Below are 15,288 nucleotides of genomic sequence, written 5' to 3' on the forward strand. Positions count from 1 at the left end.
TTGTGTTTTTAGATGATGTATGACATATATAATAAATGTCAAACAACATTTAAAACCCACAAGGGCAATAGCATGAACTACACCACGTTTGGTCGTAACAGCGGTTTACGCGTTTCTGCACTGGCACTGGGCACCGGAAACTTCGGCACTGGCTGGGGTTATGGTTCGGAGAGAGAAGAAGCAAAACAGGTCTTTGACCGCTACGTCGAAGCCGGTGGAAACTTTATTGATACCGCAGACGCTTACCAGTTTGGGCAGTCTGAGGAGATAGTCGGGGAGTTTATCGCCGCAGAGCGCGACCGCTTCGTTGTCGCCACAAAATACAGCTTAAGCGCCTCACCAGAACCGGGGATCTCGCGTACCGGCAACAGTCGTAAAAATATGATCCAGTCGGTCGAAAACAGCCTTAAGCGACTGAACACCGATCGTATTGATCTGCTGTGGGCACATTTTGACGACCAGCTAACGCCACTTGAGGAGATCGTGCGTGCCTTCGACGATCTGGTGCGCGCAGGCAAGATCCAGTACGCCGGATTGTCTAATTTCCCCGCCTGGCGTATTGCCAGGGCAGACACAATCGCGGAACTGCGCGGCTGGTCGCGCATTGTCGGCATTCAGGTGGAATACAGCCTGGTGCAGCGCACCGCCGAGCGAGAGCTGCTGCCAATGGCTGAAGCACTTGGGCTGGCAGCGACACTCTGGTCACCCCTTGGCGGCGGCCTGCTCACAGGAAAATACCGTCAAAGTAACGAAGGACGCCTCACCGGATTCGGCGGGCGGCTGGTGCATACCGAGCAGGACACCACGCTGCTGGATACCGTTTTTGCCGTCGCCGGGGAGCTGAATATCCTGCCGCTTCAGGTGGCCATCGCCTGGCTGCAAGACAAAGCCGCACATTCCACAACCAGTCTGATCCCCATCCTTGGTTCCCGTAATCTGGCACAGTTAAACGATACGTTGCAGGCGCTGGATGTGAGGTTAGAGAAAGATCAGATCGCCCGGCTGGATGCTGTCAGCGCCATTTCAGCAGGCACACCACATGACCAGATTGCCAGCACTCTGCCGAGAGCCCAGGGCGGCGGCGAGTTTGTCAAAGCCTGGCCGCGGGCCTGAATGAAGTATTGATGAAGGGCATCATCTATTGATGGTGCGAGACGCATCCCCTAAGATGATGCCCTCAAAAAGAAGGAGAAGACGATGGCCCGTGTATCGAAACAGCAGATGGAGCGTCACCGCGAGGAGATTATCAACGCCTCTTCGCAGCTCTTCCGTGAGCGGGGATTAAACGGCGTCAGCGTCAATGATTTGATGGCCGCAGCCGGGTTAACGCACGGCGGTTTTTACGGCCACTTTGAGTCAAAAGATGAGCTGGCCGCCATCGCCAGCCGCAAGGCCTTTGACGACTCTGCGGCGCGCTGGCAGGCGATCAATCAGCAGCCGAGCCATCACACGTTGCGCACACTGGCCGAACATTATCTTTCTCCCGCTCATCGGGATGGCGTACAGGATGGCTGTGCCATTACGGCATTAGCCAGTGATGTCGCCAGGGAAAGCGCGGATAAACCGGTGCGTGATGTCTATCTCGACGGCGTGAAAGGAATGCTGGGAATGCTGGAGTCGCTTTCGGATGTGGAAGATGACGCGCAGCGCCGTCAGCATGCGCTGATGCAGTTTTCCCTGCTTATCGGCGCACTGACGCTGGCACGCGCCACGTCCGGGGACAGCCTGTCCGATGAATTCCTGACGGCCGCTAAAACAGCGTTGCTGGCAGAGAAGGAATAGCCTCTGCGCGTCTGGGGGTTCAAAAAAACCTCAGCCAACGCTGACGGCCACATCGACCTCATCGATAGCCATAGGTAAAAATCTGAGAGAGCCCCCCCCCTCTCCCGGTCAGTGATCGGCACTCATTTTGATGTTAAAATTCCGCCGCACAGCTAATAATTTAATGACATGGAAGATTTAAATGAAAAAGATTCTGGGCCTTGCCCTGCTTGCGGCCACGTTTACCACTCACGCCGCGTTCGTTAATCCTCTGGATTTCGATGGTTCCGCCGCGCAGCAAAAAACCGTTATCGAATACATTCAGGGCAAAGTGAAGAAAGAGTACTGTGAAGGTCCTGTTGATATGTGCCAGCCAACCACCCTACGCATGATGGAAAAACAGAACCTGAGTGCTTTTAAGACACTGACAAAGGCAGAAAATCGCCCGGTGTTAGATAAGGTGATTGCGGATTACTGGCACGGACCGATTGATATGTGTAATTACAGCACCCTCAATATGATGTACCAGCAGAACCTGAAAGCCAGCGGTGAAAAACTGACCTGGTAACGATAATGAGCGGGCTGCCAGCAGGTGGCCCGTTTTGCATGAAGCCTTTTCCATCAGGATAGCCGTTGGTTAACCAGATAGAAGGCGTGCCGCCCGTCGGCCAGCAGGCGCTGATGGAACGCCAATACGCTGTCAGGCGTCAGCGCCCGCAGGTCATTGATATCAGGCTGAGGAATCATCTGCTGTGCCCGCAGCCAGCGATAGCGGCTGGCCTCCAGCGCCCCGGTTGGCACCTGCTGCTGTTCCTTCAGCACTATCTGGCATGTTTCCCACAGCGCCTGCGGGCTGAGCGCCGCCAGCTCGGTATTCATCTGCACTAAGAAGTGGTCAATGCGTGCCACCAGCTCCGCCGTCGTGAGATGCGGGGATTGCAGCGCAAACAGGATGCCCGAACGCCCCGCCGCCTGATAAAAACGACAGCTCACCACATAGCCAATGTTCTGTTCCACACGCAGGCGCTGGAAAAACAGCGGCTGATAAATCATCGCCAGCAGCTGCCAGGCGGCCAGGCACGCGGTACTCTCCTCCACCAGCGGGCAGAAGCGCAGCAGTGCGGCCTCCGGGCTGCGTGTCGCCACCTGGTATTCAGGCTGTGGGGGTAAAGCATCAGGCAGCGCACGTACCGCCGGGTTAATGGCAGCCGGAAAGGCACTCAGCAGGCAGGCGAGTTGCCGGTGCAGCTCGTGGTCGCCGCCATCCAGTACTGCACGCCAGGGGAGGTTGAGCGGCGTCTGGCCGCCTGCGGGATTGTGCAGCGCCTGCAACGTTTCCGGCAGTGCACCGAGTAATGCCCGCACGGCAATATCATCGTGCAGCGCCTGACGCTGGCGCAGAGACTCACGCTCACCGCGTGCGATCACCCCAGGCGGGATATCCGCCAGCAGCGCATTTAGCGATGCCAGCGTGCTGACCATCAGCGCCGCCTCCCCCTGTAACTGGATCAGCCAGTGTCCCTGCGGGCAACCGATCGCCAGTTCGCCCCCGCGATGAGCGCAGCTCGCCGCCAGCGCACGCAGACGGGCCTGCACGATCTGCCCCCAGGGCGCTGGCAGGTTGTTTTCAGGGCTGAGCAGCAGCACAGCGGGCGATTCATCGCGGCGATGATGGGCCAGTGTTGCCTGACGCGCAGGCAACGTGGGGATGGCAGGCGGCAGGGGTTGCGGGAAGAACACGAACGCCTCACCTGATGTATCAGGCTGAACCGGTGCCCGCACGCCCGGCTGGCAGGCCAGCGTCCAGCCCTGCACGTCGAGCTGATCCAACGGGGGGCTGTCAGCAATCCACAGCCGTAATAATGGCGCGGCAGACAGCAGTGAGAACAGTATTGCGCCCTCATCATCCCCGGCCGGAGCAAACCCAAAGGCACTTTCACGCAACTGATCCATCACGGGTAACTGCACGAAGTGGCGGCTGGCCAGCTGCGCGTAATGAGCACGCTGCGTTGTCGTCAGTCGAGCCAGCTGTGCCAGCCAGTGATGTACGCGCGCTTCAGCCCGGTCGGCATCCCCGGCTTCCACCAGTACCAGTTCAAGGGTGATCACCGTCTGCTGTGCGCTGCGATACGGTAACAACAAGCGGGCACCGTCGCACAGTTCCTGCTCGCGCAGCGAGGCCATCAGGCTGCCCGCCGCTTCGTCCAGCAGCAGCTGGCGCAGCAACGCCAGCCCGCCGTCGATCCGTTGATTCAGCAAAAAGGAGAGACGCAGGCGCGGTGCACCGTTCAGTTGCAGGGCGATATCACACTCAGCAGCAGCCGCTAATGCAGGCAGCGCGGGGGGGAGCACCGCGCCCACCGGGAAAGCGTCGGCGACCTGTTGGGCCAGTTGCCATAGCACCTCGATCGGCGGCGGCCCCTGCAGCCACAGCGTCACCGTATCCGCATGGTAATAGCGCTGATGGAACTGTTGCAGCGCCGCACGCAACTCGGTTGTGTCGTTACCAAAAACCGCCGCATTGCCCGTCTGGAAGCGCTGCCACGGATGGGCAGCAAAGGCGGCACTCAGCGCCGCGTCACACAAGGTGTCCTGATGATCCGCCAGCAGGCGGCACTCGGCATCAATGGTTGCCACTTCCTGGCGGATGGCGGTGGCAGACAACAGCGGCGCCGCCAGCATATCCGTCAGACGGGGCAGCGTTTCTGGCAGTTGTTCAGGGGCGCACTCGAAAAAATAGGCGGTGCTGCTGCCGAGGGTGGTGGCGTTCAGCCGTCCTCCCCTGGCGGGCAGCCAGGCCATCAGTCGTTGATCATCCTGAAACCCCTGGCTGCCTGCAAACAGCAGGTGCTCAAGCAGATGCGCCAGCCCCGGCCAGGCATCCGGCTCATGATGGCTTCCCACATCCACCTGCATCAACGCGGCGGCACGCGTGGCCTGCGGGTCTGAGATCAACTCAACCCGTAAACCGTTGTGCAAGCGCCGCTGTTGATGCTGCATGCGTCAGACCTTGAAGATCAGCTGAGCATTCACCCGCTCAGAGTTAGCGCGGTTGCGGAACTGCAGCTGGCTGACCTGAATATTGGTGCAGTTGGCCTGTTCACGCGCTTCCAGGATCATATGGTGATGCTCTGATTTGCTGCACACCGGGTCGGCATTATCCGCATCGCCAGTCAGCATAAACGCCTGGCAGCGGCAGCCGCCGAAATCCTTCTCTTTTTCCGAGCAGGAGCGGCAAGGCTCCGGCATCCAGTCAAAGCCGCGATAGCGGTTGAAGCCAAACGAGTTAAACCAGATGTCCTGTAAGCTCTGCTCCAGCACCGACGGGAACTGCACCGGCAGCTGACGCGCACTGTGGCACGGCAGCGCCATCCCTTCCGGCGTCACGCTGAGGAAGATCGCTCCCCAGCCGCCCATGCAGCCTTTCGGGCGTTCTTCGTAATAATCAGGCGTGACAAACAGCAGGTTGGCGAGGTTATCGCTGGCGGCCATTTTCTCGCGATAGCGGTGCACCACGGCTTCCGCCCGCTCAATCTGATCACGCGTGGGCAGCAACCCTTCACGGTTGAGCTGCGCCCAGCCGTAAAACTGGCAGGTCGCCAGCTCAACGTCGTCCGCTTCCAGCTCAATGCAGAGTTCGATAATCCGGTCGATCTGGTCAATATTGTGGCGATGCAACACAAAGTTCAGCACCATCGGATAGCCGTGCGCTTTCACCGCGCGCGCCATCTCCAGCTTCTGCTGGAAGGCTTTCTTCGATCCGGCCAGCGCCGCATTCAGCACTTCATCGCTGGCCTGGAAGCTGATCTGAATATGATCCAGCCCGGCTTCGGCAAAGGCATCGATCTTCTTCTGCGTCAAGCCGATCCCGGAGGTGATCAGGTTGGTGTAAAAACCCAGATCGCGGGCGGCTTTGATCAACTCGGGCAGATCTTTACGCACCAGCGGTTCCCCGCCGGAGAAGCCGATCTGCACGGCACCCATCGCCCGCGCCTGTTTAAACACCTCGATCCACTGCGCGGTGGTCAGCTCTTTTTCCTGCTGCGCAAAGTCCAGCGGGTTAGAGCAGTACGGGCACTGCAACGGGCAGCGATAGGTCAGCTCGGCCAGCAGCCACAGCGGCGGTTTTACAGCAGGATTAAGCGGGTTCACGGAAAATAATCCACTTCTGTTCACGCGCGGCGGCGAAGAAATCTTTCACATCATCATCCACGCCGCCCGCTTCCGGGAAACGGGTGTTCAGCGCCTGGATAATCTCTGCCAGCGTACGTTGCCCATCCACCAGCTCGAGGATCATCGTGGCGCTGTCGTTCAGTTTTGCCATGCCTTCCGGGTAGAGGATCACATGGCAGCCCTGCACTTCTTCCCACTGCAGGCGGTAACCGCGACGAAACATCGGGGTAGTTTGTTCATTGATCACAGCAGTTTTCCTTTGTGCCAGACCGGCTGATCCGTGACGGTATGGTACGGCGGGCGGTTAAGGGCGTAAGCCATGGTCATGGCGTCCAGCATGCTCCACAGAATATCGAGTTTGAACTGCAGGATTTCCAGCATACGTTGCTGTTTTTCTACCGTGTCGCAGTATTCCAGCGCCAGTTGCAGACCATGCTCCACGTCGCGGCGTGCCTGGCTGAGACGACCACGGAAATAACCGTAACCCTCTTCTTCAATCCAGGTGTAGTGCTGCGGCCAGCTATCCAGGCGCGACTGGTGGATCTGTGGGGCAAAGAGTTCGGTCAGTGAGCTACAGGCGGCTTCCTGCCAAACGGCGCGGCGGGCGAAACTCACATAGGCATCAACGGCAAAGCGCACGCCCGGCAACACCATTTGTTCAGACAGCAGCACCTCGCGATCAAGACCGACCGCCTCACCCAAGCGCAGCCAGGCTTCGATACCGCCATCGCTGTCACCCTGACCATCATGGTCAAGGATGCGCTGTACCCATTTACGCCGGGTTAGCGGGTCCGGGCAGTTCGCCATAATCGCCGCATCTTTCAGCGGAATGCTGGTCTGGTAGTAAAAGCGGTTCGCTACCCAGCCCTGGATCTGCTCACGCGTTGCTTCGCCGTTATGCATGGCGATATGGAACGGGTGGTGGATATGGTAATAAGCACCGCGATCGCGCAGCGCCTGTTCAAACTGTTCCGGGGTCATCAACGTCGGATTGGTCATAGGTCAATACTCATGCCGTCATAACTGACCTCAATGCCACGCCGGGTCAGCGCCTGGCGCTCAGCGGAGGACTCATCAAGGATCGGGTTGGTGTTGTTAATATGGATCAGGATTTTACGCTTCGCAGGCAGCTCGCTGAGTACCGCCATCAGCCCCTGCTCTTCGCCCAGCGCCAGATGGCCCATATCACGGCCGGTATTACGCCCGACGCCGGTGGTAGCCAGCTCGTTGTCCTGCCACAGCGTGCCGTCGATCAGCAGGCAGTCGGCCTGCGCCATCAACGCCAGCAGCGCAGCATCCGGTTCACCCAGGCCTGGCGCATACAGCAGTTTGCTGCCAGTGGTGGTGTTTTCAATCATCAGCGCAATATTGTGGCCGGGCAGCGGTCGCCCGCGATACGGCGAATACGGCGGCGCATTGCTGAGGATCGGGATCGCGGTAAAACGCAGTGCCGGGCAGACGGCCACGGAAAAGGGTTCCGCGGGCTGGATGGCGTGATGCACTAATCCACCGTTCCAGTGCTTCAGCATGGTAAAGATCGGGAAGCCACTGGTCAGATCCGCATGCACTTCCGGGGTACACCACACGGAATGCGGGCAGCCTTCACGCAGGTTCAGCAAGCCGGTGCAGTGATCGATCTGGCTGTCGGTAAGGATAATCGAGCCGATCGCCGTACCGCGCAATACGCCCTGTTTATGCAGCTCAGGGTTGGCCGCAATCTGGTGGCAGATATCAGGCGAGGCATTACACAGCACCCAGTCGGTGCCGTTATCACTGACCGCAATCGAGGATTGGGTACGTGCGGTGGCCGGAACGCTACCGTCACGGACACCCTGGCAGTTGGGACAATGACAGTTCCACTGCGGGAAACCGCCGCCTGCCGCAGAGCCGAGGACTTTGATTTTCATGGGTAAACCGGAAGAAGGAATAAAAATGCCTGCTACAGCGCAGGCATCCACATTACTTGCCTGAATCGTTCGAGTTACAGTTGCAGCTCAAGGTATGATGACCAGGCATTAGCCTAAATAATTCGAGTTGCAGCAAGGCGGCAAGTGTGAGAATCCCGGGAGCTTACTCAGGTAAGTGACCGGGGTGAGCACACGCAGCCAACGCAGTTGCAGCTTGAAGTATGACGGCGAATTAGCGGTTGGAGATGTACAGAGTTACTTCTAAGCCCAGACGCATATCGATAAAGGTCGGTTTAGTCCACATAGTAATATCCTCAAGGTGTTTAAAAAACAGGCGATATACTCCAGTTTCGTAGAGTAATCGGCATGTTGTCAAATTACAGGAATTTGGCGGCACAGATGTTGCGCCTATGATAAATCGATATCAACCCTAAAATCTGCACGGTTTATGCTGTTTTGAACTATTTGGTTCAAAAATCAGGCGTTATTCTTTCCAGGTTTTTCGCAATACCCGCAGCCAGTTAGCGCGACACAGCTTGTTCAGCAGCGCATCGTCATAGCCCGCCTGACGTAGTGCGGCCAGCAGACGGGGCAGCCCGGTGACGTCACCCAGATCATCGGCCAGGTTGATACCGTCAAAATCAGAACCAAAGGCGACACGGTCCTCCCCCAGTTTCTCCAGCAGGTAATCCAGATGCTGCACCATGACGCTGAGCGGCATATCGCCGTCACGTTTGCCATCGCTGCGCAGAAAAGAGGTACCGAAATTCAGCCCGACCAGTCCGTCGCTGTCGGCAATCGCGACCAGCTGCGCATCCGTCAGATTACGTGGCTGAGGGCATAAGGCGTGCACGTTGGAATGGCTGGCGACCAGCGGTGCTGTACTCAGCCGCGCCGTTTGCCAGAAGGCTTTTTCGTTCATATGCGACAGATCGATCATCAGCCCACGCTGGTTGCAGGCCCGGATCAACCGCTCTCCGGCGTCAGTCAGCCCTGCTCCGGTATCCGGCGAGCCAGGGAAGCTGCCGTTAATGCCCACGCCAAAACGGTTAGGCAGATTCCAGAACGGCCCGATGCTGCGCAATCCGGCCTGCTGCCAGCGATCCAACTGGCTTAAGTCATCATCCAGCGCTTCCGCCCCTTCAATATGCATCACCATCGCCAGCACGCCGCTGGCGATACAGTGTTCAATCTCGCTGACGCTGCGGCAGATTTTTGCCTGGCCTGCCGACTGTGCTTCCAGCTGCTGCAAAATCGCCATCTGCTGTTCGGTGATCGCCAGCGGATCATGCACCTCCGCCTGGCGCGTGGGAAATTTCGCCACGTAGTCAGCGGGGGGCACAAAGACGGCAAACAGCCCACCCGCAAAACCGCCCTCACGCATCCGCGCCAGGTCGAGATGCCCGCTCAGACGCCGATGCAGAAACGCCGCAACCGGGTTTTCAGGATGATGCAGCCACAGGTGCAGCAGTAGATCGTTATGGCCGTCAAAGATGGGAGTCGGAGAAGTGTGTGTCATGGGGGCGCCAGCGATGTCAGGAAGACAGATGATGATAGCGCAGATTAGGCGGAACAGGGGAATGCAAAACCAGGGCGGGCGCGAACCCGCCGCTGGCGGTTAACTTCCAAGACGGCTGGTGCGGGTTTTCACCGGCGCCACAGGCGGCGGCGTAGCCTCCAGCGGGCGGGCAACAATCCCGGTGATACTCTCCATCGACTTGAAGGTACAACTACAGTTCAGGTTCTGGCACTGATGATAACGCTCCTTGGTTTCGCTGCTGAGAATACGGCTGGAACGGGCATGGCTGTTATGTTGGCAAATCGGGCATGGCATCATGGTTGACCTCCAATGGTCATCAGTTAAACTCACACATTGTGAATAAAACTAATTATATTCACTTTAAGTGAATCATCAAGTGGTTTTTTCACTTCCTGTGACTTTACGCGGTTTAACGTCAATGTCCCAGGTTTCACCACCCACCGATTTTTCCAGGTTCACCGTTGTACGAAATCCATTATTATCAATCACATGATTCACTTTGATTACTGTCCACTGTTGGGCATCAATCATCGTTTTGAACCCGCTCAACCGTATCGGTGTTTCCGGTATCAACACCGGCATTCCTTGAGCAATCACAAAACTCATGCTGGCGGTCATCGCCTGGCGTTTCTTCCAGTCAGCCTTCGCGGCTTCCATCGCCTCTTCCTGGGTTTTAAATACCCCAGGTATCAGAGCATAACGTTCATAAAGCGGCTGCGGGATGTCCTGCCTGGCCGCGCCGGGAAAACGATCGGGTTGGTTTTCAGGAATGACTCGGAACACTCTCACCGTGCCACTGCTGGCTTTATCGAGCTGCATCCATTTGGCCTTAACGCCACTAAAATGCATCTGTGATACCACCTGATAATCATGCTTATCACCGTCTTTACGTGTGAGCAGAAGTTGTGGGATCGCCTGCCCGCTGACGGTTTTGTTCGCCCCCCGTACCAGCATCAACACTTTGTCCTTCTTGATCGTGACCGTTGCACCATATTTTGTCGCCATCGTGGTCAGAAATTGCGCATCGGTAAGACCACTCTGATCTTCATGATCAATCTCAATTGAGGCCAGTTCATCAGCCACTTCTGCCCCAAGTTCATTGCGTTTCGCAATCTGCAATACCATGGCCCCCAGCGTGGTCTTATCGTATGAATGGTTTCCCTTTTCCATTAACGAATCACTCAGATTGGCGCTGCGCCCGACCAGCTTCAACTGATCGGGAGCACCGCTGTGATGCAACTCTTCAATAACAAAATCCCCTTTGCAGAACAGTGGCCTGCCCTGCCAGCCGATATACACCCGCAGGATAGCGCCACGCTGCGGCATCATGATCCTGCCATCACTGTCATCCAGTAACAGCGTCAGCGCGTCAGCTTCTAAACCGCGAGCATCATCAATGGTCATACTCAGCAGGCGTGGCCGCAGGTTCTCAGTAATATCCAGATTATTCAGTAGGATCAGATAATCAGGTGCCAACGGCGCACCGATATCCACCGGTAAACTGTTATTCATAAGATGCTCCCTGCCAGGGTTGAGACCTGGGAACTCACATTGCCGTAAATTCGCTCCGCCTGCTGTTTGAGATCACCAAACATGGCACTTCTCGATTCATCGACTCGTTTCAGTTTTAGCGTAAAATTGATCTTCCGGGCCGTGCCGTTTTCCAGTAAGTCAGCATGCACACCGTTGATATTTTCAATGACAAACATGCCATAAAGAAATCCTTCACCATTGAGTAAAGGCCATGCCTGCCCCGCTTCTGCTATATCCATCAGCGCCGCCAACGCAGGAGCTCCCCCGGTGATTTCCGGGCGTAACTCGCCCTGCAACGTGATGTTTTCATCGCCGACACCGAGAAACTGTTGTGCCGGGCGAGTACCAATACGGCTGCCCGCTGCCCAACGATACGCACTTTCCTGCGTCATCGTCTGAAATGGCAAAGTGCGACGTTTAAAAATAAACATGCCGAGTATCATCATCATGGTTTATTGCCCCCAGAAGCTGCTGCGTTGGTTGATAGCGGCACGCGCCTGCGTTTGCTGCTGATGGTTGTCGATCATCGTGCGAACCTCCGCTTCCCCCATGCTTGTAGGAACGTTGATCACATAGCTGCTGTTAAAGGTGTTCTGCTGGCTGTTGCTGGCGCTGCCCGCAGTGACGGGTTGATAGCGGGCACCGCCAAAGGCGACAGGCGCGGGAGTATCCGGCGCAGCAAAGTCTGCGCCCCCCAAGGCGACCGAGGGACGTTGTGCTGACGGATCGTCATTCAGCGAGATTTTGGCATCGGACGATTTTTTATCGATGACTCCGAGTTTTTCCAGCAGCCAGCTGACTTTCCCACCGAGCGTACGTAAAATCGTCAGGGGTAAACTCAATCCATTTACCAGAGCCTCACCGACAAAACGCCCAAGATTCCCCAACTGCTCCAGCTTCTGCGCCGTCATTTCAATCGGTGAGAAAAACGCCTTTATACTGTCAAAAGCACTGTCAATCTGCTTACCTGCCTCATCAAAAATGACCGTTAACGGTTTAAATGCCTCGAATAGTGGCGTCAGCACAGCACTGATCCCTTCAACCACCCCGCCAAAGAACGCGCTGAGCGGCTCCCAGTACTGGTAAATCAACGCAGCAGCGCCGACGATAGCAGCAATCACAATCCCTATGGGCAACGTGATCGCCCCCAGCGCCGCAACAATCGCCCCGCCAGCAAAAGTAAACACGCTACTTAGAATCCCGGCACCCGCCATCAACAGATTCAGGCCACTGAGTACCGGCACCACCACGGAACCGATCCCGCCGAGTGCGGCAATCAGCAGCCCGCCCCCCGCCACCAGTTGGGTGATCCCGCCTGCCAGCGTAGGGTTGTCCTGGATCCATTGATCAACGCCGGTTAACAGCCCGGTGGCGGTCTGCGTCAGGGAACGCAGCGTACCGTCCAGTTGGGTGAACACCGTCAGGCTGATGCCGTCAATGGCTGCATTGAGCTGACCGATGTCCCCTGCCAGGTTATCAGCCTGCGGTACTACAGCGGCTCCTGACGCTGCACTCACCGGTGCAGTACCGGCAGTCGCCTGTTCATAGCCCGGTTTCAGCAGCTTTGCACCAAAGGAGGCAACGCCCATTGCCCGGCTGCTGACGCTGCTGACTTTGTCCACGACCGCCTGCCCGGCCTGATAGCGCTGGCCGACATTATCCATACCCTTACTTAGCGTCTGCCGCCGCTCGCTGGCCTGCTGACGCCGTTCGTCTGTCCGCTGACGGGCGATCTGCTGCAACCGCTCCTCACTCAGCTTCAGCCCCTCTTTACGATGGCGCTGGTTGACCTCATCACTTAACGTGGCCGCCTTCAGGGCGATACGCTGCTGAAACATCGCATTACCGAGGGATTTGGTCTCCCCCGGCAGATCATTGAGGAACAAATTCGACCGGATCACCGCTTTGCGCAGGCCGTCCAGACCAAGGTTAATACTCATCGCTATTCTCCACTCTGCATGCCGCTGCGCACGATCGCCTTATGCCGCCAGTCGATCAGTTCCGCCAGCGACATGGGGTTCATTTCTGATGGCGGCCAGTGAAAAACGGTCGCAATGTCGGCCATCAGATCATCCACCGTCAGGTCGTCGGGCCAGCGGACGTGTCCGGCTTCGCGGATAAAAAACCGATCACCCGGCCACCGAGTTCGATCAGATCGACCGGGTCCAGATTCAGGCATTCTGATTTGGTCAGGTTCGGCAGGGTGATGCGTGGCAGCACGGTGATCAGTGCCTCAACGTCCGATCCGGCCAGATCCACCAGCCGGGTTCCGCGCAGTGCACCGGCGTTGGGTTTGGTCACCTCTACGCTGGTAATCAGGGTTTCACCACGGGCAATGGGGGTCACCAGGGTGACCAGGTTGTCTTGCTGTTGCATGGACTTTCCTTACGTTTAGAGAGAATGCGGGTCGGGCATGCCCAACCCCTACGAATTGCCGATGTGGGGCGGGCAGGCCCACCCCCTGCGGGTTAACCAATGTGGAGCGGGTATGCCCGACCCCTGTGGGTTGGCCAATGCGGGTCGGGCATGCCCGACCCCTGCGGATTACGCCAGACCGATGTTCTGACGGTGCTGCGCCAGACGATCGACGCCGTTCACGATCTCAACCATGTTGATGGTGTCAATTTCGATCAGCGCCTTACCGTTCCAGGTCAGCTTGTAGTAAGTGCATTTGGTGGTGATTTTGGTTTCACTCTCTTCACCCTGCTTGCTCTCACCGAAGTCGAACTGCTGGTGCTTACCGCGCAGCTCTACTTCAACCGCCACCGTCTCATCGGTGTCGTCACGCTGATAAGAGCCCATAAAACGCAGCGGCACCGTTGCTCCCCCCCACTGGCTGAGAATGCGGTCATCCAGCCCGGCAATGGTCCATTCCAGATCCAGCGCATCGTCTTCCAGACCGTTATCAATGTGCGCCACGCCGTTCATACCGCCGCCGCGATAAGGGTCGAGTTTGCGTGCCAGTTTTGGCAGCGTCAGCGAGGTCACAACGCCCTGGTAGCTGTTGGCATCGTTAAACAAATTCAGGTATTTCAGTTTTTTTGGCAGTGCCATAAGAGTGTCTCCTTAGCTGTTGACGGAAGCGGCAAAGTTCGCCAGATAGCTGTCAGTAATGCGCTGGCGCAGCGTCATATCTTCCAGCGGCGGCACCGGGGTGTAGTCGTAGTCGATAAACAGTTTGCCCGCCTTCAGGGTTTCCTGAGTGTTGGCGCTTTCGTCGTACCAGCAGTTGGCGCCCAGCAGATAGCCAGCGTTGATCAGCTCGCGGAATTTGGCATTGATGCCGGCGATAATGTCGCGCACCAGCGTCGGTGACAGCGGTTTATCGTTGGCCCACATGTGCGCATCGGCCATCGTGTCAGCAATCACCTGCGCCGAGCGGGTGTAGTTTTCAAAGGCAAACAGCGGGTCATCGCTACAGGTGCGGTTGCCCCAGAAGCGGAAACCGTCTTTGCGGATCAGCGTGGTGACGCAGGCTTCGTTCAGCAGATCGGCATCGGTCCCTTCCTGTTGCAGGTCCCAGAATACCGAGGCGGAGACGCCCGTTACGCCGTTAACGCCAACGTTGGACAGGGTTTTATGCCAGCCGGTGTCGTTGTCGATTTTGGCGCGCAGGCCCAGCGCACGTGCGGTGGCATAAGCGGTATCTGCCGCGCTGGTCGTGGTGTTCCAGGCCACAAAGTCCGGCCAGATCACCATCAGCTCACGCTGGCTGAAGTTCTCGCGGTAAGCGATTGCCTCGGTAATGGTTTTGCAGCCATACGCCGAGATATAGCCGAAGGCGCGCAGCTGCTGGCAGACCGCTGCCAGTGCGGTAGACACTTCAAGAGAGTCATGGCCCGGTACACCGAGGATGCGCGGCTTAACGCCGAGATCGGTCTGCGCACTGAGCAGGGCTTTCATACCGGTATAGCGGCCGTTGGCATCGCTGCCGCCGATGATATTGCTGGTGGTTTCGGCAGCGTCTTGACCTTCCGCGACACGAACGACCACGGTGACCGGTTTGCTCTGGTCAGCAATGGCACGCAGCGACTGTGCCAGCGTACCTTTGGTACCGGCTTTGCCCACGGCGGCCAGTACATCGGTGATCAACACCGCGGTATTCAGCGGGAAGGTGGTGGCATCGGCATCTTCTGCGGTACAGATCATGCCGACAATGGAAGTGGAAACCGTTGAGATACTGCGGGTTCCGTCATTCACTTCTACGACGCGGACGCCGTGGTGATAATTAGCCATCTTTATTGCACTCCGTTGTTGGGGTGAGGTCATGATGACAAGAATTTAATATGCAGGCATGCGATGGGCGTTGTGGGGAGTAAGGGACAACGTGGAATTTAAAAGTCATTTAAAAACAGAAATTTATATGGATAAGAA

The 15,288-nt window shown here is 57.3% G+C and carries 18 protein-coding genes; 3 read left to right on the forward strand and 15 right to left on the reverse strand.

Translation table 11 applies throughout. From position 1 onward, the window contains the following. The first annotated feature begins 72 nt into the window (after nt 1-72). The 3 genes from LJN55_RS20175 (at nt 73) to LJN55_RS20185 (ending at nt 2,329) form a co-directional block, all read left to right on the forward strand. Nucleotides 73-1,113: an aldo/keto reductase gene (locus LJN55_RS20175; protein WP_227535140.1), complete on the forward strand. Its 1,041-nt coding sequence runs from the start codon at nt 73-75 to the stop codon at nt 1,111-1,113. Nucleotides 1,114-1,197: 84 nt separating this feature from the next. After that, nucleotides 1,198-1,782, forward strand: coding sequence for a TetR/AcrR family transcriptional regulator (locus LJN55_RS20180; protein WP_227535141.1), 585 nt, complete (start codon nt 1,198-1,200; stop codon nt 1,780-1,782). Nucleotides 1,783-1,963: 181 nt separating this feature from the next. Beyond that, entirely contained in the window at nt 1,964-2,329 is a 366-nt protein-coding gene (locus LJN55_RS20185) for a hypothetical protein (RefSeq protein WP_227535142.1), read from the forward strand. Between the two features lie 53 nt (nt 2,330-2,382). On the opposite strand, the gene pqqF is transcribed toward LJN55_RS20185, so the two are convergent. The 15 genes from pqqF to LJN55_RS20260 form a co-directional block, all read right to left on the reverse strand. Then, nucleotides 2,383-4,761 (reverse strand): pyrroloquinoline quinone biosynthesis protein PqqF, encoded by a 2,379-nt coding sequence (pqqF, locus tag LJN55_RS20190; protein WP_227535143.1) that lies wholly within the window; start codon nt 4,759-4,761, stop codon nt 2,383-2,385. Nucleotides 4,762-4,764: 3 nt separating this feature from the next. Beyond that, entirely contained in the window at nt 4,765-5,913 is a 1,149-nt protein-coding gene (gene pqqE, locus LJN55_RS20195) for a pyrroloquinoline quinone biosynthesis protein PqqE (protein ID WP_159336838.1), read from the reverse strand. Next, nucleotides 5,900-6,157 carry a pyrroloquinoline quinone biosynthesis peptide chaperone PqqD gene (gene pqqD, locus LJN55_RS20200; RefSeq protein ID WP_238337039.1) on the reverse strand — a complete coding sequence of 86 codons (258 nt, stop codon included), beginning with the start codon at nt 6,155-6,157 and terminating at the stop codon, nt 5,900-5,902. The genes pqqE and pqqD overlap by 14 nt, the downstream gene beginning before the upstream one ends. 20 nt (nt 6,158-6,177) lie before the next feature. After that, complete coding sequence (gene pqqC / locus LJN55_RS20205) at nt 6,178-6,933, reverse strand: pyrroloquinoline-quinone synthase PqqC (RefSeq protein ID WP_227535144.1); 756 nt, start codon at nt 6,931-6,933, stop codon at nt 6,178-6,180. Beyond that, a complete protein-coding gene (gene pqqB, locus LJN55_RS20210) occupies nt 6,930-7,841 on the reverse strand; it encodes a pyrroloquinoline quinone biosynthesis protein PqqB (protein WP_200641782.1) in 912 nt (303 codons plus the stop codon). The genes pqqC and pqqB overlap by 4 nt, the downstream gene beginning before the upstream one ends. A 232-nt stretch (nt 7,842-8,073) precedes the next feature. Continuing rightward, a complete protein-coding gene (pqqA, locus tag LJN55_RS20215) occupies nt 8,074-8,145 on the reverse strand; it encodes a pyrroloquinoline quinone precursor peptide PqqA (RefSeq protein ID WP_072166356.1) in 72 nt (23 codons plus the stop codon). A gap of 180 nt (nt 8,146-8,325) precedes the next feature. After that, nucleotides 8,326-9,360: a dipeptidase gene (locus tag LJN55_RS20220; RefSeq protein ID WP_227535145.1), complete on the reverse strand. Its 1,035-nt coding sequence runs from the start codon at nt 9,358-9,360 to the stop codon at nt 8,326-8,328. A 99-nt stretch (nt 9,361-9,459) separates the two neighbouring features. After that, the gene (locus LJN55_RS20225) at nt 9,460-9,678 is read right to left on the reverse strand and encodes an ogr/Delta-like zinc finger family protein (protein WP_133842455.1); all 219 of its coding nucleotides are present in this window, start codon (nt 9,676-9,678) and stop codon (nt 9,460-9,462) included. Between the two features lie 75 nt (nt 9,679-9,753). Then, nucleotides 9,754-10,893 (reverse strand): contractile injection system protein, VgrG/Pvc8 family, encoded by a 1,140-nt coding sequence (locus tag LJN55_RS20230; protein WP_227535146.1) that lies wholly within the window; start codon nt 10,891-10,893, stop codon nt 9,754-9,756. Beyond that, the gene (locus tag LJN55_RS20235) at nt 10,890-11,363 is read right to left on the reverse strand and encodes a phage tail protein (RefSeq protein WP_167863324.1); all 474 of its coding nucleotides are present in this window, start codon (nt 11,361-11,363) and stop codon (nt 10,890-10,892) included. The genes LJN55_RS20230 and LJN55_RS20235 overlap by 4 nt, the downstream gene beginning before the upstream one ends. A gap of 3 nt (nt 11,364-11,366) precedes the next feature. Then, on the reverse strand, nt 11,367-12,854 hold the full coding sequence (locus LJN55_RS20240) for a phage tail tape measure protein (RefSeq protein ID WP_227535147.1): 1,488 nt from the start codon (nt 12,852-12,854) through the stop codon (nt 11,367-11,369). A gap of 2 nt (nt 12,855-12,856) precedes the next feature. After that, nucleotides 12,857-12,979, reverse strand: coding sequence for a GpE family phage tail protein (locus LJN55_RS20245; RefSeq protein ID WP_197931249.1), 123 nt, complete (start codon nt 12,977-12,979; stop codon nt 12,857-12,859). Nucleotides 12,980-12,993: 14 nt separating this feature from the next. Beyond that, nucleotides 12,994-13,290 (reverse strand): phage tail assembly protein, encoded by a 297-nt coding sequence (locus tag LJN55_RS20250; RefSeq protein ID WP_133842460.1) that lies wholly within the window; start codon nt 13,288-13,290, stop codon nt 12,994-12,996. A 168-nt stretch (nt 13,291-13,458) separates the two neighbouring features. Then, nucleotides 13,459-13,968: a phage major tail tube protein gene (locus LJN55_RS20255; RefSeq protein WP_133842461.1), complete on the reverse strand. Its 510-nt coding sequence runs from the start codon at nt 13,966-13,968 to the stop codon at nt 13,459-13,461. Nucleotides 13,969-13,980: 12 nt separating this feature from the next. Further along, entirely contained in the window at nt 13,981-15,150 is a 1,170-nt protein-coding gene (locus LJN55_RS20260) for a phage tail sheath protein (protein ID WP_159336832.1), read from the reverse strand. Nucleotides 15,151-15,288: the final 138 nt, after the last annotated feature.

This window comes from Erwinia rhapontici (assembly GCF_020683125.1).
Taxonomy (GTDB): domain Bacteria; phylum Pseudomonadota; class Gammaproteobacteria; order Enterobacterales; family Enterobacteriaceae; genus Erwinia; species Erwinia rhapontici.